The organism is Bradyrhizobium sp. AZCC 1719 (assembly GCF_036924525.1).
Taxonomy (GTDB): Bacteria; Pseudomonadota; Alphaproteobacteria; order Rhizobiales; family Xanthobacteraceae; genus Bradyrhizobium.
On record NZ_JAZHRU010000001.1, the window covers coordinates 860,950 to 880,885 of the forward strand.

The 19,936-nt window shown below is 64.7% G+C and carries 20 protein-coding genes and 1 riboswitch; of the genes, 9 read left to right on the forward strand and 11 right to left on the reverse strand.

What is annotated here, in order from left to right; translation table 11 throughout:
- Positions 1-1,203 (reverse strand): homoserine O-acetyltransferase MetX, encoded by a 1,203-nt coding sequence (metX, locus tag V1292_RS04120; protein ID WP_334370474.1) that lies wholly within the window; start codon positions 1,201-1,203, stop codon positions 1-3.
- Between the two features lie 82 nt (positions 1,204-1,285).
- Positions 1,286-1,365: riboswitch (SAM riboswitch) on the reverse strand.
- Positions 1,366-1,528: 163 nt separating this feature from the next.
- Here metX and V1292_RS04125 point away from each other — a divergent pair.
- Genes V1292_RS04125 through V1292_RS04135 form a run of 3 tightly spaced genes read left to right on the forward strand, consistent with a single transcriptional unit; the run spans position 1,529 to position 4,441 of the window.
- Complete coding sequence (locus V1292_RS04125; RefSeq protein ID WP_334370475.1) at positions 1,529-2,377, forward strand: chorismate mutase; 849 nt, start codon at positions 1,529-1,531, stop codon at positions 2,375-2,377.
- A 28-nt stretch (positions 2,378-2,405) separates the two neighbouring features.
- The gene (gene hisC / locus V1292_RS04130) at positions 2,406-3,503 is read left to right on the forward strand and encodes a histidinol-phosphate transaminase (RefSeq protein ID WP_334370476.1); all 1,098 of its coding nucleotides are present in this window, start codon (positions 2,406-2,408) and stop codon (positions 3,501-3,503) included.
- Positions 3,500-4,441 (forward strand): prephenate/arogenate dehydrogenase family protein, encoded by a 942-nt coding sequence (locus V1292_RS04135; protein WP_334370478.1) that lies wholly within the window; start codon positions 3,500-3,502, stop codon positions 4,439-4,441. Before hisC ends, V1292_RS04135 begins: the two co-directional genes overlap by 4 nt.
- A gap of 179 nt (positions 4,442-4,620) precedes the next feature.
- Here the strand turns inward: V1292_RS04135 and V1292_RS04140 are convergent, their stop codons facing one another.
- Positions 4,621-5,808, reverse strand: coding sequence for a DUF2125 domain-containing protein (locus V1292_RS04140; protein ID WP_334370480.1), 1,188 nt, complete (start codon positions 5,806-5,808; stop codon positions 4,621-4,623).
- Positions 5,809-5,919: 111 nt separating this feature from the next.
- Here V1292_RS04140 and V1292_RS04145 point away from each other — a divergent pair, with 111 nt between their 5' ends.
- Positions 5,920-6,519: a gamma-glutamylcyclotransferase gene (locus tag V1292_RS04145; RefSeq protein WP_334370482.1), complete on the forward strand. Its 600-nt coding sequence runs from the start codon at positions 5,920-5,922 to the stop codon at positions 6,517-6,519.
- A 43-nt stretch (positions 6,520-6,562) separates the two neighbouring features.
- Here V1292_RS04145 and V1292_RS04150 read toward each other — a convergent pair whose 3' ends face one another.
- The 4 genes from V1292_RS04150 to ftsE form a co-directional block, all read right to left on the reverse strand.
- Positions 6,563-6,871 carry a hypothetical protein gene (locus V1292_RS04150; protein ID WP_334370483.1) on the reverse strand — a complete coding sequence of 103 codons (309 nt, stop codon included), beginning with the start codon at positions 6,869-6,871 and terminating at the stop codon, positions 6,563-6,565.
- A gap of 334 nt (positions 6,872-7,205) precedes the next feature.
- On the reverse strand, positions 7,206-7,919 hold the full coding sequence (locus V1292_RS04155; protein ID WP_334370485.1) for a YdcF family protein: 714 nt from the start codon (positions 7,917-7,919) through the stop codon (positions 7,206-7,208).
- A 214-nt stretch (positions 7,920-8,133) separates the two neighbouring features.
- A complete protein-coding gene (locus tag V1292_RS04160; protein ID WP_334366522.1) occupies positions 8,134-9,105 on the reverse strand; it encodes a cell division protein FtsX in 972 nt (323 codons plus the stop codon).
- On the reverse strand, positions 9,098-9,757 hold the full coding sequence (gene ftsE / locus V1292_RS04165) for a cell division ATP-binding protein FtsE (protein WP_028348200.1): 660 nt from the start codon (positions 9,755-9,757) through the stop codon (positions 9,098-9,100). The genes V1292_RS04160 and ftsE overlap by 8 nt, the downstream gene beginning before the upstream one ends.
- Positions 9,758-10,003: 246 nt before the next feature.
- Between ftsE and V1292_RS04170 the strand changes: the two genes are divergently transcribed.
- On the forward strand, positions 10,004-10,912 hold the full coding sequence (locus V1292_RS04170; protein WP_334370487.1) for an MJ0042-type zinc finger domain-containing protein: 909 nt from the start codon (positions 10,004-10,006) through the stop codon (positions 10,910-10,912).
- Positions 10,913-10,951: 39 nt separating this feature from the next.
- Positions 10,952-11,326, forward strand: coding sequence for a response regulator (locus V1292_RS04175; protein WP_334370489.1), 375 nt, complete (start codon positions 10,952-10,954; stop codon positions 11,324-11,326).
- Between the two features lie 141 nt (positions 11,327-11,467).
- Here V1292_RS04175 and V1292_RS04180 read toward each other — a convergent pair whose 3' ends face one another.
- Positions 11,468-14,110: a TIGR02302 family protein gene (locus V1292_RS04180; RefSeq protein ID WP_334370491.1), complete on the reverse strand. Its 2,643-nt coding sequence runs from the start codon at positions 14,108-14,110 to the stop codon at positions 11,468-11,470.
- 169 nt (positions 14,111-14,279) lie between these two features.
- On the opposite strand from V1292_RS04180, the gene V1292_RS04185 reads away from it, so the two are divergent.
- Entirely contained in the window at positions 14,280-14,660 is a 381-nt protein-coding gene (locus tag V1292_RS04185; protein ID WP_334370493.1) for a carboxymuconolactone decarboxylase family protein, read from the forward strand.
- A gap of 11 nt (positions 14,661-14,671) precedes the next feature.
- Positions 14,672-15,562, forward strand: a complete 891-nt coding sequence (locus V1292_RS04190; protein WP_334370494.1) for an NAD(P)-dependent oxidoreductase — start codon at positions 14,672-14,674, stop codon at positions 15,560-15,562.
- 146 nt (positions 15,563-15,708) lie between these two features.
- On the opposite strand, the gene lysA is transcribed toward V1292_RS04190, so the two are convergent.
- From lysA to argH, 3 genes are all read right to left on the reverse strand, one after another.
- Positions 15,709-16,974 (reverse strand): diaminopimelate decarboxylase, encoded by a 1,266-nt coding sequence (gene lysA / locus V1292_RS04195; protein WP_334370495.1) that lies wholly within the window; start codon positions 16,972-16,974, stop codon positions 15,709-15,711.
- 13 nt (positions 16,975-16,987) lie between these two features.
- Positions 16,988-17,251 carry an LPS translocon maturation chaperone LptM gene (lptM, locus tag V1292_RS04200; protein WP_334370496.1) on the reverse strand — a complete coding sequence of 88 codons (264 nt, stop codon included), beginning with the start codon at positions 17,249-17,251 and terminating at the stop codon, positions 16,988-16,990.
- Positions 17,252-17,373: 122 nt separating this feature from the next.
- Entirely contained in the window at positions 17,374-18,771 is a 1,398-nt protein-coding gene (argH, locus tag V1292_RS04205; RefSeq protein WP_334370498.1) for an argininosuccinate lyase, read from the reverse strand.
- Between the two features lie 121 nt (positions 18,772-18,892).
- On the opposite strand from argH, the gene tlpA reads away from it, so the two are divergent.
- A complete protein-coding gene (gene tlpA, locus V1292_RS04210; RefSeq protein ID WP_442895489.1) occupies positions 18,893-19,570 on the forward strand; it encodes a thiol:disulfide interchange protein TlpA in 678 nt (225 codons plus the stop codon).
- Between the two features lie 173 nt (positions 19,571-19,743).
- Here the strand turns inward: tlpA and V1292_RS04215 are convergent, their stop codons facing one another.
- Positions 19,744-19,932 (reverse strand): putative motility protein, encoded by a 189-nt coding sequence (locus V1292_RS04215; RefSeq protein WP_247509633.1) that lies wholly within the window; start codon positions 19,930-19,932, stop codon positions 19,744-19,746.
- Positions 19,933-19,936 lie beyond the last annotated feature (4 nt).

A 19,936-nucleotide genomic window follows, 5' to 3' on the forward strand; every position in this document is an offset into this window, starting at 1 on the left:
TCAGCCACCTGTACCATCGAGACCGCGCGACTTGCCCGCGGATTCCAGGAAGGCGCGAGAAATGTCGAAGAACTCGGGCACGTCGAGCAGGAAGGCATCGTGGCCGCGGTCGGTCTCGATCTCGGCGAACGACACCCGCGCGCTCGAAGCATTCAGCGCATGCACCAGCGCGCGCGATTCCGAGGTCGGAAACAGCCAGTCGGACGTGAACGACACCACGCAGAAGCGGGTCTTGATGCCGCGAAACGCTTCCGCCAGCACGCCGTCATGGTCGGCGGCGATATCGAAATAATCCATCGCGCGCGTCAGATAGAGGTAGCTGTTGGCATCGAAGCGCTCGACGAACGACGAGCCCTGATAGCGCAGATAGCTTTCGACCTGGAAATCCGCGTCGAACGAAAACGTCGGCAGTTCGCGGTCCTGCATCCGCCGCCCGAACTTGCGATGCAGCGCAGCGTCGGAAAGATAGGTGATGTGCCCCGCCATGCGCGCCACCGCCAGTCCGCGGTGCGGATGCGTGCTGCGCTCGAAATAGCGCCCATGGTGCCAGTCCGGATCAGCCATCACGGCCTGCCGGCCGAGTTCGTGAAACGCGATGTTTTGCGCCGAATGGCGCGTCGAGCAGGCGACCGGCAGCGCGGAAAACACCCGTTCCGGATAGGCTGCCGTCCATTGCAGCACCTGCATGCCGCCCATCGAGCCGCCTATGACGCACAACAATGTTTGGATGCCCAGCCGGTCGAGCAACATGGCCTGCGCGCGGACCATGTCGGGGATGGTGATGATCGGAAAATCCAGTCCCCACGCCTTGCCGGTCGCCGGGTTGGTCGAGGCCGGACCGGTCGATCCCATGCAACCGCCGATCACGTTCGAACAGATGATGAAATATCTGTCGGTATCGAGCGGGCGCCCTGGACCGACCATGATTTCCCACCAGCCGGCCTTGCCGGTCAGAGGATGCACGTTGGCGACATGCTGGTCCAGCGTCAGCGCGTGGCAGATCAGGATCGCGTTGGAGCGGTCGGCGTTCAACTCGCCATAGGTCTGGTACGCGATCTGGAATGGCGCGAGATCGATGCCGCAATCGAGCTTCAAGGGCTGCTCGATGCCGAATTTGACCACCGGCGAGGTCGGATGATCGGCCTCATGGGCGCGGTCCTCGCTGTGAATCGACGGACTGGATACCGACTGCAATTGTGTCATCCCGACCTTCCTCCTCGCGGAGGTCCTTAACGACAGAAATCAGGCCGTAAAAAACCCGGCCTGAACGAAAGGTTCGGCCGGGATCAATCTGTCCCCGGCCTGTTTAGCGAGTTGTTTAACGTGGCTGCAAGCCGGCCGGCTCAAATGACCACGGAATGGAACAAAGCTAGTCCGAAGCAGGCCCCCCGTCAAGGCAGCCGCATGGTTAACCCTGCAGCGATCATGGCGGATCTGACGTTTCTCTTTGCTTTCGACGGCCGTCTTTTCTAATCAATGCCCTTGCTGGGTGGTGATTTCAGACCGATCCGGCGCTGAAGGTTTTAACATGTCCAAGGCTCCCCCGGCTCCGCCCTCGCTGCAGGAATTGCGCAAGGAGATCGACGCGATCGACGAGCAGGTCCATCGCCTCTTGATGGCGCGCGGCGACATCATCGACCGGCTGATCCAGGTGAAGCAGACCCAGGAGGTGGGCTCGGCGTTCCGACCCGCGCGAGAGGCCAGCATGATGCGCAGCCTGGTCGAGCGCCATCGCGGCATCCTGCCGTTAGACACCATCGAGAGCATCTGGCGCGTCATCATCTCGACCTTTACTTATGTCCAGGCGCCGTTCTCGGTACACGCGGACGTCTCGATCGGCGAGCCGGCGATGCGGGATTCGGCGCGGTTTCACTTCGGCTTTGTCGTGCCCTATGTCGGCCATTTCAGCGCACAGGCCGCGGTTGAAGCCGTCGCGAAATCCAAGGGCGATCTGGCGCTGGTCTCGGCGGTCTCGAGCCGCACGCCGTGGTGGAGTGCGCTGGAAGCCGAAGGCGCACCAAAAATCATTGCCCGCCTGCCGTTCCTCGAACGCGCCGATCATCCGGCCGCGCTGCCGGTGTTCGTGATCTCGCGCGTCGCCGATGATGCCATGGTGACGGAGGTGCAGATGTGGAGCGTCCGCGTCTCGGGGTGGAACGCCGATATCGCCCGCGCCCTCGCCCCGCTCGCCGAAATCGTCGCGGTGCCCGATACCGCTTTCGACGGTGCGGCGCTTTTGGTGTCGGACGCCGGCAGCGGGTTCGAAAAGATCAAGACCGCCCTGATCCAGGCCGGCGCCTCGGTGCGCTCGTCGGCTCTCGTCGGCAGCCACGCAACACGCTATACGGTGCCCCCGAACGGGTCGGCGAAGCCCTGAAACGCCGCCCGAAATTCCGGAGTTGAAGATGAACCGCCCCGTGCCGAATCCCGGCATTCTCGATATTGCGCCCTACACGCCCGGCAAGACCCCGGTGCCGGAGCCGGGCCGCAAGGTGTTCAAGCTGTCGGCCAACGAGACCCCGTTCGGGCCGTCGCCGAAGGCGATCGAAGTCTACAGGGACGTGGCTGCGCATCTGGAGGACTATCCGGAAGGGACCTCGCGGGTGCTGCGCGAAGCGATCGGCCGCGCCTACGGGCTCGATCCCAACCGCATCATCTGCGGCGCCGGTTCGGACGAAATCCTCAACCTTTTGGCGCACACCTATCTCAGCCAAGGCGATGAGGCGATCTCGACCGCCCACGGCTTCCTGGTCTATCCGATCGCGACGATGGCGAACGGCGCCAAGAATGTTGTCGCGCCCGAGACCAACTTTACCGCTGACGTCGACGCCATTCTCGCGCGCGTGACGCCGCGCACGAAACTGGTGTGGCTCGCCAACCCGAACAACCCGACCGGCACCTACGTGCCGTTCGACGAGGTCAAGCGGCTGCGCGCTGGATTGCCGTCGAACGTGCTGCTGGTGCTCGACGCTGCATACTCCGACTACGTGTCGCGCAACGATTACGAGCTCGGCCTGGAGCTGGTGGCCACCACAGAAAACACCGTGATGACGCACACCTTCTCCAAGATTCACGGGCTGGCAGCGCTGCGGATCGGCTGGATGTTCGGCCCGGCGCACATCATCGATGCCGTCAACCGGATTCGAGGTCCCTTCAACGTCTCGACGCCGGCGATGCTGGCGGCGGTCGCCGCGATCGAGGACACCGCGCATGTCCAGAAGTCGAAGGCGTTCACCGAAGAGTGGCGCAACTGGCTGACGGAGGAGATCGGCAAACTCGGACTGAAGGTGACGCCGAGCGTCGCCAACTTCGTGCTGATCCACTTCCCGACCGAGAAGGGCAAGACCTCGGCCGACGCCGACACGTTCCTCACCAAACGCGGCCTGGTGCTGCGGGCGCTGAACAATTACGGCCTGCCGCACGCGCTACGCATGACCATTGGCACCGAGGAGGCCAACCGCCTCGTCGTCGACGCCTTGCGCGACTTCATGGCGGCCAAGTGAGTACGGTACCGATCTTCCGACGCGTCGCGCTGATCGGCTTCGGCCTGATCGGCGGCTCGATCGCGCGCGCGGTGCGGGCCCAGGGGCTTGCGAGCGAAATCGTCACCACCGCGCGTTCGGAGAAAACCCGTGCGCGGGTTACCGAGCTCGGCATCGTCGATCGCGTGCTGGAGACCAACGCGGAGGCCGTCAACGACGCCGACCTCGTGATCCTCTGCATCCCCGTCGGCGCCTGCGGGCAAGTAGCGCAGGAGATCGCGCCGTTCCTGAAAGCGGGCGCGATCGTTTCCGACGCCGGCTCGGTCAAGGGCGCCATCGTCCGCGAAATGGCGCCGCATCTGCCGGGCCATGTTCATTTCGTCCCGGCGCATCCGGTCGCCGGCACCGAGCACTCCGGGCCCGACTCAGGCTTCGCCGAACTGTTCATCAACCGCTGGTGCATTCTCACCCCGCCCGAGGGCACCGACCCCATGGCGGTCGAAACGCTGCGCGCGTTCTGGGCCGGCATGGGCGCCAAGGTCGAGACCATGACGCCGGATCATCACGACCTGGTGCTGGCGATCACCAGCCATTTGCCGCATCTGATCGCCTACACCATTGTCGGCACCGCGGACGAGCTGGCGCAGGTAACGTCGTCGGAAGTGATCAAGTTCTCGGCCGGCGGCTTTCGCGACTTCACCCGCATCGCGGCGTCGGACCCGACGATGTGGCGCGACGTGTTTTTGAACAACAAGGAGGCCGTGCTGGAAATGCTCGGCACCTTCAACGAGGACCTTTCAAAACTCACCCGCGCCATCCGCCGTGGCGACGGCGAGGCGCTGTTCGAGCATTTCACCCGCACCCGCGCCATCCGCCGCGGCATCGTCGAGATCGGCCAGGATTCGGCAGCCCCAGATTTCGGCCGCCCGCATCCGCCGCTGGAGAAGAAGGCGGAGTGAGGAGGACGCGGCGTCGTTCAATTCGGGCGTCGCGATGGAATCGAGGTGCCGCTCCACACCACGCCGTCATACCCCGCGCATGCGGGGTATCCAGTACGCCGCGGCTTATTGTTCAAATCGCAGCCGTCTCTGGAATACTGGATCGCCCGGTCAAGCCGGGCGACGACATTGAATATCTGTCAAAACAGCGGCGGCACTTGGCCGACTTTCAGCGGGCCCAGAAACACCGCGCCATCGACAAAGCGCAGCGGGAAGGCGCGCGCTTTCCGCCCTTCCAGCTCTGCCTCCTTGCCAAGCGCGTTGATGCTGGCGGTGACGCCGGCATTGGCGTTCTGCTTGACGACCTTGCCGAGCCCCGGGATCGCCTTGTCCAGCGCACCGAACAGATTGTTGAGGTCCTGGCTCTTGACGCCGGGTGCGACGCGATCGAGCGTTGCCTGCGGCACGCCCTCCTCCAGCATCTTCTCGATTCCGAGCGCCGGAATCACGCGCTCGAGTCCCGTCACCGTCATCTGCAACTCGCCGTCGATCCGCCCCTGGGCGTTGAGGCGCAGCGTCCCAGCGGCCAGCGAGATCAGATCGCCCTGCTGAATCCGCGAGCGGACGATCTCGACATGGCCGCCCGCCGCCTGCAATTCCCGGAAACGTTCGGGCCACGGCTTCGGCGTAAAATCCTTCAAACCGGTGAGCTTGGTCTGGATGTCGGCGTCGAACGGCTGCGCCAGCACCGGGTGCACCTCCTGCACGTTGCCGCCCGATATCTGCAGCACGGCTTCGATCACGGGGTGATCCCTCGTCGAACCTTCGGCAAGGCGGCCGTGCAGCTCGACATGGCGGGCGCGCGCCAGCGGCGTCTCGACCGGTCCGTTGACGCGGTCGATCGAGGGATTGTCGAACACGATGGAAGCGCGCTGCGGCACATCGGGCAATCCGCTCACGCTGCTGCGGCCCAAGGTCCAGTTCACCTTCATCGACGGCGGCTGGCCGCGATCGGCGAGCGTGGCCGGCGCCTTGAATTCGGCGATCAAGAGTCTCGGCTGGTAGATCTGCGCGATCACCATGATCTCGCCGAGCCGCGCGGTGAACGGCGCCTGCGCGCCGGCGGTCTGCGAGACCAGCGAAACGCTGGCGTCGTCGCAGCGGACTTCGAAGCGGAACGGGAAGCCGGCCACCGAACGCTTGCCGCAGGCATAGACCCGGCCGGCCTTTGCTTCCTGCAGCGCCCACGCATCGGCGCGCACGCCGACTTCGGAAGCGGCATAGAACCAGAACGCGCTCCATGCCGCGGCAACAACAAGGAGCAGTGCAGGCGCGATGAAGAGGCGCCACAGCGGGCGCCGGCGCGGCGCAGGGGTCATGTCAGGCATGCGGCGTCCTTTGGCTAGCGATTTTGGCGAATGTAAGTATCCGCTCGTCGCAACAAAAGGCATTGAATCCACTTCGCTTTGTCGCGCCGTTCTGGTAGCGGTGCACCCGGCATGTCCGCAATTGAGTTCAACGATACGGAATTCTCGCAAGGCGACCTCTGGGTGTTCGGCTACGGCTCCCTGATGTGGCGCCCGGGCTTCGAATTCATCGAGCGGGTTCCGGCGCGGCTGATCGGCGAGCACCGCGCGCTCTGCGTCTACTCCTTCGTCCATCGCGGCACGCCGGAAAAGCCCGGCCTCGTTCTCGGACTTGACCGCGGCGGCGCCTGCCGCGGCATCGCATTCCGCGTCGCGGAGAAGCAACGCGCCGCCACCATCGCCTATTTGCGCGAGCGCGAGCAGGTCACATCGGTCTACCGCGAGGTGATGCGGTCGGTGTGGCTGGAGAACGATGCGCGTCAACGCGTCAGCGCACTCGTCTACGTGGTCGATCGCGGCCACGTGCAATATGCCGGCCGGCTGTCGCTGGCAGAACAATTACGTCACGTGCTGCAGGGGCACGGCCAGTCCGGCGTCAACCGCGATTACGTTCTGGCCACCGTGAAGGCGATCGAAGCGGAAGGCCTTCGCGATTCGCAACTGCACCGGCTCGCGGCGATGCTGCACACCCAGCATCCACCGCCGCTTCCCGCAGAGGACAGCGACCGTTGAGCTGGGGTGTGTACTCGAAATTCAATGGCCGCGACAGCCAGAATCAGACGGGCGGCTTGTAGTGCGGCCCGCCTGCCACCGGCTCCGCCATTTGCAAGAATTCGTCGAACGCGATGGCGCCTTCCGCAACAGTGTGACATGCGCGGCTGTCGATAAAAAGTTGCGCGTCATGGTCAAAGACATCGACGATAAAAAGCGGCTGCTTCGCGGCACTAGTCGGCGGGGCCGCGTGCATACGAATCTCATAGTCTCCGATCCACGCCAGAGAAATCGCCGTCGCGTCACCCTCAGGGCGGGACAATAGGCTGACATATGCTCGGGAAATTCTCAGCGTTGTCAGATTGTATTCCAACGCACGGCCCACAACAAAACCTCACGCTTTGATGGTTCGCCGCATGATTGCCAACTCCGCCATTACGAGATGCTGGCGGAGAAATTAATATTTCGAAAGAGGGGGCACAGCTTCAGGTGCAAATGGCCCGCGACTGCGCGGGTTTGGTTCCAATGCTATTGCGGTTGACCGTCTTGTCCGCTTCATGGCCCGTTTGAGACATGGCAGCTATCAGGCCGAACGGGCGATGTCACCTTTGGCCCAATGCGAGCATGCCGACCGTCTGACTGATGTTCGCCTTGGGGGTAAAGTCGACACGGAGCCGGTCGCACCCTCCCCAGATTCATGCACGCGCCTAGTTGACTTGCGCCGTCGCCGGCCGGGACGGCGCCGGCGTGGGCTGATCGGAAGGTTCGGGCACGAGATCGATGCCCGCACTGGCGAGGCGCACGCGCACCTCCGCGGCGACATATTTCGCATATTCCGACAGCAACAGACGCAGCGTCGCGCCGCTGGTCCACCAGGGCTCGTCGCGCCATTTTTCGCCGATCACCGCGAACGGAATCAGCGTGACATCAGGCATCGCATGCGACAATTCCAGAATGGCCCGCGGCATGTGGTAGTTCGACGTCACCACGATCAGCGACTTGAAGCCGCGCTCCCGCGCCCAGCGCCGCGTCTCCGCGGCATTGCCGCGCGTGTTGGCGGCGGAGCGGTCGAGATCGACGCAACAGCCGAGTAGCGACTGGTTGTCGGGCAGCGAGCGCGAAATGTCGCGCGCGGCGTTGGTCGGATGCACACCCGAAATCAAAAGCCGCTTGCCGTAGCCGCCGGCCAGCAATTCCATCGCATCCGCCACCCGCGACGAGCCGCCGGTGAAGACCACGATGCCGTCGGCGTTGCGCGCCGGCTTGATTTCGGCGCCGCGCAATTGCGAGAGAAAGGCAATGAAGCCTACCGCCGCAGCGACGAACAGGATCGCCATGGAGCCGACGATGGCCGCGCGCAGCCATCCGCGCGGCCGCGCGGCACCCTCCCTCGGCGTGCTATCGTCGTGCTGCAAAACCATATGGCCCGGCGATCCCTCTTCCCTTGGAGCCACGTTTCGATGGAATCGAAACGTGGCTCCAGATTCCTAATTGCGCGTTTTCTTGACGCGAACCGGGTGTCCACTTCGCTTGAAAACGCTTTAGCCAATTCTAGAACGTTTTCACGCGAAGTGGAGTCCCGGTCCGCGGGTCAAGTCCGTGACTTGCTTCACTTGAAAATACCAATGGCCCAAATCAATCGATATCGTCCAGCGTCGCAAACAGCGTCCGCCGCGACGCCCAGGCGGTAATGGCGGCAATCGCCACGGCCTGTACCGCCAGCGCCAGATAGCCAGACGGCGGCAGCGAAAATGTTCCGAGCAGCGCTGCGAACTGATCGCCGACGGGGGTGCCCGAGAACCAGCCGGCGATCGATTCGGAGAAGCCGAAACCCAGCATCGCGGCGCCGCCGCCGATCACCCCGCCCTCCAGCCCGAGCCTGAGAAAATGCCGCAGGAAATGGTTGGCGATATAGCGGTCGCCGGCGCCGACGAAGTGCAGCACCTCGACGATCGGGCGATTCGCCGCCATCGCGCCGCGGGTCGCGAACGACACCGAAATGATCGTCGCCACGATCACCAGCGCGAGAATGCCGATGCCGGCAAATACGGTCGCTCCGGTCATCGAGCGCATGCGCTCGATCCAGGCGCGGTGATCATCGACGCTCGCCGACGGCGCCACTTGCGTCACCCTGGAGCGCAATGCCGCGAGGTCGAGCGTGGTGCCGGGCTGGACGCGCGCGACGACGACGCGCGGCACCGGCAATTGCTCGATCGACAGCCCGCTGCCGAGCCACGGCTCCAGCAATCTGGCCGACTCATCCTTGCTGAACGGCTTGACCTGGACGATGCCGGGCTGCGTCCGCATCGCCTCCACCACCGCAGCCGCGTCGCGCTCGAGATCGCGCCCTGCCTGCGGGCGCACCTGAACGGTGATTTCGCTGGCGACTTCGGATTGCCATTCCGCGGCGGACGCGCTGACGAGCAGCACGGTGCCGGTGGTGATGGAAGCGAGGAACGTCATGATGGCGACGACGGCGACCAGCGCGCGGCCGGAGATCGACGCCCGCGGCACGATCGGCGACATGTTGCGCGCCCGCGCCGGCACCTGCGGACGTTCGTTGCCGAGGTCCACCAGCGGTCCATGCTCGTCACCGGCCCTACTCATAGATGTGCAGCCGTCCCTGGTGCAGCACCATCCGCCGCGCCTCGTACTGGTCCATCAGCGTGATGTCGTGGGTCGCGATGATCACCGCGGTGCCCAGCCTGTTCAATTCGATAAACAACCGTAGCAAGCGCCGGCCGAGCGTCGGATCGACGCTGCCGGTCGGCTCGTCCGCCAACAGCAATTGCGGCCGCGAGATCACCGCGCGCGCGATCGCCGCGCGCTGCTTCTCACCGCCCGACAGGATCGGCGGCAGCGCGTCCATGCGCTCGCCGAGGCCGACCCACTTCAGGAGGTCGATCACCTCGCGGCGATAGCTGGATTCGTCACGGCCCATCACGCGGAACGGCAGCGCCACGTTCTCGTAGGTCGTCATGTGGTCGAGCAGACGAAAATCCTGCAGCACGATACCGATGCGCGTGCGCAGACCCGCAATCTGATCCTTCCCGAGCAGCGAGACGTCCTGGCCGAACAGGTTGACGAGGCCGCGGGTCGGCCGCAGCGACAGAAACAGCAGCCGCAGCAGCGAGGTCTTGCCCGCGCCCGAGGGACCGGTGAGAAACTGGAAGGAATGGGCGGGAATCACGAAGGAAAGGTCGCGCAAAATCTCCGGGCCGAGCCCGTACCGCAAACCGACATTTTCGAACCGAACCAAGCTCAGCTCCGCTCGACATGGACCATGGCCGAGCTCTGCTCGGCATGGATCGTGGCCGAGCTCCGCTCGGCGTGGACCGTGGCCGGAAACCCCGGACTTGAACCTGAACCCGAACCTGAACTTTGGGCTCGTGGCCCGCTGGTTTGGGCACCAACCGGACAAAACGGTTTTGCGGCCGTTATGGTTTCCGATTCGTTAACGGTCGGTATGTAGCATCCGGGCGAAGACACTGGTGAGCTGGGCTCCATGCATATCGTTTGTCCCCATTGTACAACATCTTACGCCATCAATCCGGCCACCCTGGGCACCGGCGGGCGCACCGTCCGCTGCTCCCGCTGCAAGGAAACCTGGCTGGCGCGGCCCGAGGACGCGATCGAGCTGGCCGCCATGCCGGCGGCCATGCCAAGTGCTCCGCTGCCAAGTGCTCCGCCAGCTCCGACGCAATCGAGCCAGCCGGCCGCAAACGATGCCGCGGCCGAATGGGAGGCGATGGCGCGCGAGGAAGAGGAACAGGACACCCCGGTGATCGACAGTCCCTCGATTTCGGCAGGCTGGCCGGCCGAGGGCGAAGGGTCGCGCCAAGGCGGCGACAGCGACTGGCCAACGGTTGCCCGGCGAGATGCAGAAGACCATGGGGATATCCCGATCACCACGCACCGCGAGCGGCTGGCCCGTCTTTTCCGGCTACCCTCCCTGCCCCGTATTCCGTTCATCCCGTCCGTCGGCCTGCCGACCGCCTGCGCCGCAATGGGCGCGCTGATACTGGCGCTGATGATCTGGCGCACCGAAATCGTGCGGCTGCTACCGCAAACCGCGACGTTCTACAAGATGGTCGGGCTGGAAGTGAACCTGCGCGGGCTGGCGTTCAAGGACATCAAGATCACCAACGAGACCGTGGACGGCAAGCCGGTTCTGGTCATCGAGGGCGTGATCGTCGGCGAGACCCAAAAGCCGGTCGAATTGCCGCGGCTGCGCTTCTCCGTCCGCGACGCGCAGGGCGCCGAGATCTACGCCTGGAACGCGGTGCTGGAGCAGCCGGTGCTCAAGCCCGGCGAGCGCGCCTATTTCAAATCACGGCTGGCTTCGCCGCCGCCCGAAGGCCGTAATATTGACGTACGCTTTTTCAACAAGCGGGATCTGGCCGGCCACGCCTGAACCCGGCCGCGCTTCCGCAAGGCGAGAGATCAAGACTTCATGCCACGCGTGCTGATTGCCGATGACGAAGACTCCATGCGCTCGCTGGTGGCGCGCGCCATCGCCATGGATGGCCACGAGACCGTCACCGCCGAGGACGGCGCCGACGCGCTCGATATCCTGACGCGCGAGCAAGGCCTGTTCGACCTGCTCTTGACCGATATCCAGATGCCGGTCATGGACGGCATCGCGCTGGCGCTGACGGCGGCGCGCGATTTTCCCAACCTGAAGATCCTGCTGATGACGGGCTTCGCCGACCAGCGCGAACGCGCCTCCGGCCTCAATGCGATCGTGCACGACGTGGTGACGAAACCGTTTTCGGTGCACGACATCCGCACCGCGGTGGCGGACGCGCTGGCGGCGGGGAAGGCCTAGCGGGAGCAGTGCCTCTCACAAGCGAGAATCCGTAGGGTGGGCAAAGCGAAGCGTGCCCACCATCTAACCGCGACTGTTGTCTTGAATGGTGGGCACGCTGCGCTTTGCCCACCCTACAATTCCCCGCAATAGCGGACGGCGCTAATAATCCTTCAACAGCCGCTCGATGTAATCCAGTTCGATCTGCGGACGGGCCGGATCGCCGAGACGGCGGCGCAGTTCTTCCAATATCCGGCGGACCCGCTGCACGTCGATCTCGCCGGGGATCTTCACCGAATAGTCGTCGGTGAATTCGTTATGGCGCATCGGCCGTCCGAGCGGATCGGTCGAGTTGGCGGCGCCCTGCTGGCGGCCCCTGGGGTTGCCGGGGCCGTCGCCCGGCTGGTCGCCGTCACCCTGCTGCATGGCTTCCGCCAGGCTCTGGGCGCCCTTGCGCAGTGCGTCCAGCGCGCGGCCCTGCGAGTCCACCGCGCCTTCGGCATTGCCCTCGCCGAGCCGGCCGGTGGCATCGCCCATGGCCGAATCGGCCTGATCGAGCCCGTCCTCGCCGTCGCCCTGCTCGCCGCCTTGACCCTGCTGGCCCTGACCCTGTTGGCCCTGCTGGTCGCCACGCTGGCCCTGCTGGCCGCGCTGGCCCGGGCCCATGCCGCGCTTGGCGAGCTCTTCCTGCAACTTCTTCAGGCGGTCGCGCAGGCTCTGCTGGTCCTGCTGCAGGTCGCCCATGCTCTGATCGCCCTGCTTGTCGCCTTGCTTGCCGCGCATGCGGTCGCGCCGAGAATCCTGGCCCTGCTTGTAGGTCTTGTCGCGCAATTGCTGCTGCTTGCGGATCATGTCGCCGAGCTCGTTCAGCGCCTGCTCCATTTCGTTGTCGCCGCCCTGGCCGGGCTGCGCCATCTGCAGGTTTTCCAGCATCTGCTGTAGCTGTTCCAATAGCTGCTTGGCGGCATCCTTGTCGCCGGAACGCGACATCCGCTCCAGCCGGTCGAGCATGTTCTTGAGATCCTGCTGGCTCAGCATTTTCGTGTTGGGATCGAGCGGGCGCGCCTGTTGCTGCGGGTTGTTGCGGAACTGCTCGGCGAGCTGGCGCAGGAAATTATCCAGCGCAGCGCGCAGATTATCCGTCAGCTTCTTGATCTCCTCGTCGGTGGCGCCACGCTCCAGCGCCTGCTTGAGCGCGTCCTGCGCCGCACGCAGCGCCTTCTCGACATCGGTGATGTTGCCGTCCTCGATGGTGACGGCAAGCGCCCACATGCTGGCGACGACGTCGCGCATCGCGGCATCGGTGCGCGCCTCCTCCAGTTGGTGCTTAACACTGAAGAGACCGAGATAGTGACCGGCTTCGGGCGTGAACAATTCCGGCGCGATCATCAGCGCATCGAGGGCGGTATGGACTTGCGAATTCTGATTGGCATCGAGCGCCAGAATGCGGCGCTGTTCGATCAGGGCGCGGGCGAGGGGCTTGGTGAACAGTCGTTCCGGCAGCCGCATGTTGAACGGCTCGCTCTTGCCCTCATTGCCGGCCTCGTCCTTGGCCGTGAGCGTCAGCGTTACATCGGCGCCGGCATAGGGATCCTCGCTGAGATCCTTCACCGTCTGGCCGACGCCATTGCGGGTGCGCGCATTCGGCAGCACCAGCGCAAACTGCGGCGGCTCGAACAGCGGCCGTGGCTCGGCCTTCTCGGCCTCCTTGCTCTTGTCTTCCTTGTTGCCTTCCTTATTCCCTTCCTTGCCGGAATCGGGAACACGGACGGCGAATTGCGCGCGCGCTTCGGTGACGCCGTAATCATCCTCGAGCTTGTAGGACGTCTGCAGCGAGCCGCGGGCCTGGCGCTCCGGATCTTTCGCCAGCGAGATGGTCGGGGCACGGTCGGGCGTCGCCGCGAAGCGCCACAGCGGCTGGCCGGAGGGCGCGCGGACATGCGCGGTGCCGTCACCCGTGATCTTGAAATGCCGTTCGTTGGTGCCCTTCGGCGCCTGCTCGCTGGGCGCGACCTCGGTCACGCCGCCGCCGACCACGACGTCGATACTGCCGCCGCTGGAGCGCACCAGCAGCGTGCTGCCTGCAGGCACCGACAATGATGGTGCCCCGCTATCGGGAGAAGCCGCATCCCTGTTGGCGGCAGACAGAATGACCGGCGGCTTGCCGGTATAGAGCGGCGGGGTCACCCAGGCATCGACCCGGACGTTGGCCGGCGCCAGCACGCCGTTCCAGTCGAACGCCGCGGCAATTCGTAGCCGGCGCTCGTCGCCGGCGGCGACATAGGCGGCCGCCAGCATCACCATGACCAGTGCACGCAGTGCCCAGGGGTCGTGGATCGCCAGCCGCGGCGAAGGCAGCCCGGCGCGGATCCGCTTGATCGAGGCCAGCGTGCGTTCGCGCTGCTCCCGCCACAGCGCCTGCGCGATCGGATCCCGGGTCGAGAGTGTATCGGTCAGCGCGGTCGCCGGGCGATGGCGAATGCCGGTGCCGCGGTCAAGCCGGCTCAACGCCTCTTCGCGGCTCGGCCAGCGAAACCGCGCGAGCGGGAACAATGCGGCGAGCGCCGCGAGGGCGAACAGGCCAAGGCAGATCGCGCGTGCAAGGAACGGCAGCGCCAGCCACAATCCGGCCCAGGACGCCACCAGGAACAGCCCAATGACGCTCAGAAACCGGACGAGCCCCGGCCAGGTACGTTCCCACGCAATTGCGTATTGGGCCCGTTGCAGAGCCTGCGTCAGTTGGAGCCGCGCGACAGCATCCGGCTCGCGCGCTGGCTTTGTGGGATCGGGGGAAGCGCCGCTCAACAATCTCTCCAAGTTGCCGCCAAGTCAGCCTAGCACAACGGCGGCAATGAGGCACCCGTTCCCGGGGTAACCCACACCCGGAAATACGCATAGCATTACACGAAGGCGTGACTGCGGGCGTCCCTCCCCGTAACGTTCGCGCCGAACCGTAAAAATACGAGGAAGCGACATGGACCAGAAGACACACGACAAGGGGCTGGCAATTCGCAAAGCGGTGCTCGGCGAGGCCTATGTCGACAACGCGCTGAAGAGCGCCGACAGTTTTAACAAGCCGTTCCAGGAACTCGTCACCGAATATTGCTGGGGCGCGGTGTGGGGCCGCGAGGAACTGCCGCGCAAGACCCGCAGCATGCTCAATCTGGCCATGATCTCGATCCTGAACCGCCCGCATGAACTGAAGGCGCACATCAAGGGCGCGCTGACCAACGGCGTCAGTCGCGACGAGATCCGCGAGATCTTCATGCAGGTTTCGATCTATGCCGGCATCCCCGCCGGCGTCGACAGCTTTCGCATCGCGCGCGAGGTGTTCGCGGAATTGGACAAGGGCTGAGGCGTAGCACCATGGAAATCGGATTCATCGGCCTCGGGAAAATGGGCTTCCCGATGGCGCGCCGCCTGATCGAGGCCAGGCATCAACTCACCGTGTTCGATACGCGGCAGGAAGCCATCGACAAGCTCGTCGCGCTCGGCGCGCAGGCGGCATCGTCGCCGAAGGATATCGCCGACCGCTGCGAGACCGTGCTGGCGAGCCTGCCGTCGCTGCAGGCTTCGCTTGACGTGGCGACCGGCGCGGGCGGCGTGATCGAAGGGAGGCGCGTCAAACGCTTCGTCGATCTCTCCACCGTCGGCTCTCAGATGGCGGCGAAAATTCACGGCCTGCTGGAAGCCAAGAGCATCGTGCAGATCGACAGCCCCGTCAGCGGCGGCGTCGGCGGCGCCGAGAAGGGAACGCTGGCCGTGATGGTCTCCGGCCCGCGCGCCGATTACGAGCTGACAAAACCCGCGCTCGACGTGATCGGAAAAGTGTTTTTCATCGGCGAAAAGCCCGGCTCGGCGCAAACGATGAAACTGGCGAACAACTTCCTGTCGGCGACCGCGATGGTGGCGACGTCGGAGGCGGTGGTGATGGGCGTCAAGGCAGGGCTCGATCCGGCCGTGATGATCGACGTCATCAACGCAGGCTCCGGGCTCAACACGGCGAGCCGCGACAAGTTTCCGCGCTCGGTGCTGCCGCGCAGTTTCGATTTCGGCTTCGCCACGGGACTGATGGTGAAGGACGTGCGGCTTGCGCTGGAAGAGATGAAGTCGCTCGGGCTGTCGATGGAAGTCGCCGAAGCGGTCGGACGCTTGTGGGAAGTCATCATCCGCGACGAGGGCGCAGAGTCGGATTTCACCGCGGCGATCAAGCCGATCGAGAAGGCAGCGGGCGTGGTGGTCGGCGGCGCGAAGTGAAGGCCCGCGTTCCCCGGGCGCTGCGCAGCGCGTCGCGCTTGCGGCGTGGTGCGCTGCTGATCCGGGCTCCATCGTGGTTGGTCAGGTATGGATCCCGGCTCTGCGGAGCAGCGTTTCACGCTGCACCGCGTCCGGGACACGAAACATCACAGCCACGGCGCAGGCTTATCCATCGCGATCAATTCCTCGACCTCGATGCGGGGGCGGACCACGGCGTACTGGTCGTCCTTGACCAGGACTTCCGGCACCAAAGGCCGCGTATTGTAGAAGCCGGACTGCACCGCGCCATAGGCGCCGGCGGTCATGATGGCAAGGAGATCGCCGGCTTTGGGCTCGGGCAAATTGCGATCGAGCGCGAGATAGTCGCCGGTCTCGCAGACCGGTCCGACCACGTCGGCCGTGATCGTCCGCGCATCCTTCCCCGCCTCGCGAACCGGGAGGATGTCGTGGTGGGCTTCGTAAAGCGTCGGGCGGATCAGATCGTTCATCGCGGCGTCGATGATGACGAAGTTCTTGGCTTCGCCCGGCTTCACATAGATGACGCGGGAGACGAGGATGCCGGCATTGCCGACGATCATCCGCCCCGGCTCGAACATCAGCGTACAGCCGAGATTGTGCGTCACCCGCTTGACCATCGCGGCATAGGCCGACGGCAATGGCGGCGCTTCGCGGTCGGCGTGATAGGGGATGCCGAGCCCGCCGCCGAAATCGATATGCTCGATCCTGTGGCCGTCGGCGCGCAGTGTCTGTACGAATTCGGAAAGAATCCGGAACGCGGTTTCCATCTTGGAGAGATCCGTGATCTGGCTGCCGATGTGCATATCGGTGCCGGTCACCTCGATCCCCGGTAAGCTGGCCGCACGGGCATAGACCTCGCGTGCGCGCGCAATGGGAATGCCGAACTTGTTCTCGGACTTGCCGGTGGCGATCTTGGCATGCGTGCCGGCGTCGACGTCCGGATTGACCCGCAACGAAATCCGCGCGGTCTTGCCGGTCTCGACCGCGAGCTTCGACAGCAGTTCCAGTTCGGGTTCGGACTCGACGTTGATGCAGAGGATATCGGCCGCGAGCGCCGCGCGCAGTTCTATCTCGGTCTTGCCGACGCCGGAGAACAGAATCTTGTTCGGTGGAATCCCGGCCGCCAGCGCGCGCTTCAATTCGCCGCCCGAAACGACGTCGGCGCCCGCCCCGAGCTTTGCCAGGGTACGCAGCACCGCCTGGTTGGAGTTCGCCTTCATGGCGTAGCAGACCAGCGTCTTCTCGCCGGCAAAGGCCTCGGTGAAGACGCGGTAGTGACGCTCCAGCGTCGCCGTCGAATAGCAATAGAACGGCGTGCCGACGGCATCCGCGAGGTCGGACAGATTCACGGCCTCGGCGTGCAGCACGCCGTTGCGATAGTCGAAGTGATTCATGGCGTGCTCAGTCTCAGTCCAGTAGCGGATCGAGAACGAATTTCTTCTTGCCGCCCTTGGGGGCGCTGGGGCCCGCCTCGGATCCATAGGTCGAATTGAAGACGCCGGGCTGCGCCGCGCGCTCGGCCTCGGTATCCGACGTGGCCTGAGCCTGCGGCGGCGCGCTTGGCGGCAAATCGAGCCCGCCCTTGCGTCCGCAGCCCCCGAGTGCGAGCGCGGTCACGCTCAACAGGATGATGGCCCATCCCGATGATGACGGGCGGTAGTTACTGATCACGACGAAATCCCCAATGCGCGCCGCACCATACAAAGGTTGCCGCAGTCTGGCGAGTGCCGATCGGCCACGGAAACCCAAGAAAAACCCAAGGAAACCCAAGAAATTGCAGCGAAATTTTTCACTCAGCCCGATTTTCGCTCTTTTTCCAGCCGCTTCAGCCAGGCTTTGGCCTGCGAAAGCACGTTCTTCGGCGCGGTGCCACCATAGCTGGTCCGGCTTTTGACCGAGGCCTCCACCGACAGCACGCGCAGGGCATCGGCTGTGATCTTGGGCTCGACTTCCTGCATCGCCTTCAGCGGCAATTCGTGCAGCGCCACGCCTTGCTTCGACGCGAGCGCCACGATTCGCCCGGTAACATGATGGGCGTCGCGGAACGGCATTTTCAGCGTCCGCACCAGCCAGTCGGCGAGGTCAGTGGCGGTGGCATAGCCCTCGCCGGCCGCGGCCTTCATCCTGTTCTCGTCGGGGACGAGATCGAGGACCATGCCGGTCATCGCGCGAATCGCGAGCGAGAGCGCGGAAAACGCCTCCATCGCGCCCTGCTTGTCCTCCTGCATGTCCTTTTGATAGGCGAGCGGCAGCCCTTTCATCACGATCAAAAGCCCATTGAGCGCGCCGATCACTCGGCCGGTCTTGGCGCGCACCAGTTCGGCCGCGTCCGGATTGCGCTTTTGCGGCATGATCGAGGAGCCGGTGGTGAACTTGTCGGAGAGCCGCACCAGCCCCACCAGCGGCGAGGTCCAGATCACGATTTCCTCGGCAAAGCGCGACATGTGCACGGCCGCGATCGACGCCGCCGACAGGGTTTCGAGCACGAAGTCGCGGTCCGATACCGCGTCCAGCGAATTGGCCATGGGGCGGTCGAAACCGAGCGCCCTGGCGGTGGCAGGGCGATCGATCGGAAACGAGGTTCCGGCGAGCGCCGCGGCGCCGAGCGGCGATTCGTTCAGCCGCTTGCGCGCGTCGGCAAAACGGCCGCGGTCGCGCGCCACCATCTCGACATAGGCGAGCAGATGATGCCCGAAGGTGACGGGCTGGGCGGTCTGCAGATGGGTGAAGCCCGGCATCACGGTTGCGGCATGCTCCAGCGCGCGGGCAGCCAAAGCGTGCTGGAAGGCGGCTAGCGCCGCATCGGTCTCGTCGATCGTGTCGCGGACATAGAGCCGGAAATCGGTCGCCACCTGGTCATTGCGTGAGCGCGCGGTGTGCAGCCGCCCAGCGGCGGGCCCTATCAATTCGGAAAGCCGACTCTCGACATTCATATGGATGTCTTCGAGCGCGCGCTTGAAGTCGAACGAGCCCTTGCCGATCTCTGACAAAATCGTGTCTAGACCCTTGCCGATATTTTTCGCATCACTCGCGGTGATAATGCCTTGCGCGGCCAGCATTGCAGCGTGGGCCTTGGACGCCGCGATGTCCTGGGCATAGAGGTGACGATCGACGTCGATCGAGACGTTGATTTCCTCCATGATCGCATCGGGGCGCTCGCTGAACCGGCCGCCCCACATCTTGTTGCTCATGACTTCCCAAGCCCTGCCATCTATATCGTCGTAGCCGCGAAACGCCGCGCGGGTTTCGACCGTAATTCGACCGTAACCTTGAGCCCTGCATAGCCGTATCTGACACAGGATGACAAACGATATGCCCGAAATGTCCCCGCCCCGCCCCGCCCCGAGGCGCCGGATCCCGATCGCCATCGGCGCGGTGGCGGCTGCGGGCGTGGTCGGATTGGGCGCATTCTACGGGCTCGGCAGCTTCAAGCGCGGAACGGGCGGCGATCCGTCCTGTGCGGCAGCCGTCGAACTGGCCCGCAGGATATCGCCATTGGCGCATGGCGAGGTGGCCGCGCTGACCATGGCGACGACCCCATTGCGGCTGCCCGACCTCGCCTTCGAGGATGCCGAGGGCAAGCCGAGGAAGCTGTCGGAATGGCGCGGCAAGACCGTGCTGGTGAACCTGTGGGCCACCTGGTGCGTGCCTTGTCGCAAGGAAATGCCGGCGCTGGAGAACCTGCAGGCCAAGCTCGGCGGCAAGGATTTCGAGGTGGTCGCCATCAACATCGACACCCGCGACCCCGAGAAGCCGAAGAACTTCCTCAAAGAGGCCAATCTGACCCGGCTCGGCTATTTCGCCGATCAGAAAGCCAAGGTTTTTCAGGATCTTAAGAACATAGGCAAGGCGCTGGGCATGCCTACTTCAGTGCTGGTCGATGGCCAGGGCTGCGAGATCGCCACCCTTGCCGGCCCCGCCGAATGGGCCAGCGAGGACGCCATCAAGCTGATCAAGGGCGCGATGCAGCCGATGAAGGCGGGGCCTTAGGGGACTGAGATACGCCGGCGCTGGCCCCCGACCTCTCCTGCCAGAACTCATGCTTGAGGAGCCGCGTCAGCGCCGTCTCGAAGGATGAATGACACCAGCGGGGCCACATGGTTCGAGACGCGCGATGACGCGCTCCTCACCATGAGGGTCTAATGGTTCTTTCGGGGATGTTATCAGGCCGCAATATTGAGGTTGCCGCCGACGCCGGGGGCGAGATTGGCGGTCGAGGGCGCGCCGAGCAGCGTCTGAACCGCGGCCTTCTCGGCGTCTGCATTCTGCTTGATGATCGAGGTCTGGATCTGCTGCTGCGTGCCCGCCGCCTGCATCGCAAGCATGCTCGAAACCATAGCCATCATATCCATACGC

What these genes read in the sequence shown, in the direction of transcription:
- metX (WP_334370474.1), bottom strand. Translation starts at nt 1,203, where the DNA reads ATGACACAATTGCAGTCGGTATCCAGTCCGTCGATTCACAGCGAGGAC.
- V1292_RS04125 (WP_334370475.1), top strand. Translation starts at nt 1,529, where the DNA reads ATGTCCAAGGCTCCCCCGGCTCCGCCCTCGCTGCAGGAATTGCGCAAG.
- hisC (WP_334370476.1), top strand. Translation starts at nt 2,406, where the DNA reads ATGAACCGCCCCGTGCCGAATCCCGGCATTCTCGATATTGCGCCCTAC.
- V1292_RS04140 (WP_334370480.1), bottom strand. Translation starts at nt 5,808, where the DNA reads ATGCCTGACATGACCCCTGCGCCGCGCCGGCGCCCGCTGTGGCGCCTC.
- V1292_RS04145 (WP_334370482.1), top strand. Translation starts at nt 5,920, where the DNA reads ATGTCCGCAATTGAGTTCAACGATACGGAATTCTCGCAAGGCGACCTC.
- V1292_RS04155 (WP_334370485.1), bottom strand. Translation starts at nt 7,919, where the DNA reads ATGGTTTTGCAGCACGACGATAGCACGCCGAGGGAGGGTGCCGCGCGG.
- V1292_RS04160 (WP_334366522.1), bottom strand. Translation starts at nt 9,105, where the DNA reads ATGAGTAGGGCCGGTGACGAGCATGGACCGCTGGTGGACCTCGGCAAC.
- V1292_RS04170 (WP_334370487.1), top strand. Translation starts at nt 10,004, where the DNA reads ATGCATATCGTTTGTCCCCATTGTACAACATCTTACGCCATCAATCCG.
- V1292_RS04175 (WP_334370489.1), top strand. Translation starts at nt 10,952, where the DNA reads ATGCCACGCGTGCTGATTGCCGATGACGAAGACTCCATGCGCTCGCTG.
- V1292_RS04185 (WP_334370493.1), top strand. Translation starts at nt 14,280, where the DNA reads ATGGACCAGAAGACACACGACAAGGGGCTGGCAATTCGCAAAGCGGTG.
- V1292_RS04190 (WP_334370494.1), top strand. Translation starts at nt 14,672, where the DNA reads ATGGAAATCGGATTCATCGGCCTCGGGAAAATGGGCTTCCCGATGGCG.
- lysA (WP_334370495.1), bottom strand. Translation starts at nt 16,974, where the DNA reads ATGAATCACTTCGACTATCGCAACGGCGTGCTGCACGCCGAGGCCGTG.
- argH (WP_334370498.1), bottom strand. Translation starts at nt 18,771, where the DNA reads ATGAGCAACAAGATGTGGGGCGGCCGGTTCAGCGAGCGCCCCGATGCG.
- tlpA (WP_442895489.1), top strand. Translation starts at nt 18,893, where the DNA reads ATGCCCGAAATGTCCCCGCCCCGCCCCGCCCCGAGGCGCCGGATCCCG.
- V1292_RS04215 (WP_247509633.1), bottom strand. Translation starts at nt 19,932, where the DNA reads ATGGATATGATGGCTATGGTTTCGAGCATGCTTGCGATGCAGGCGGCG.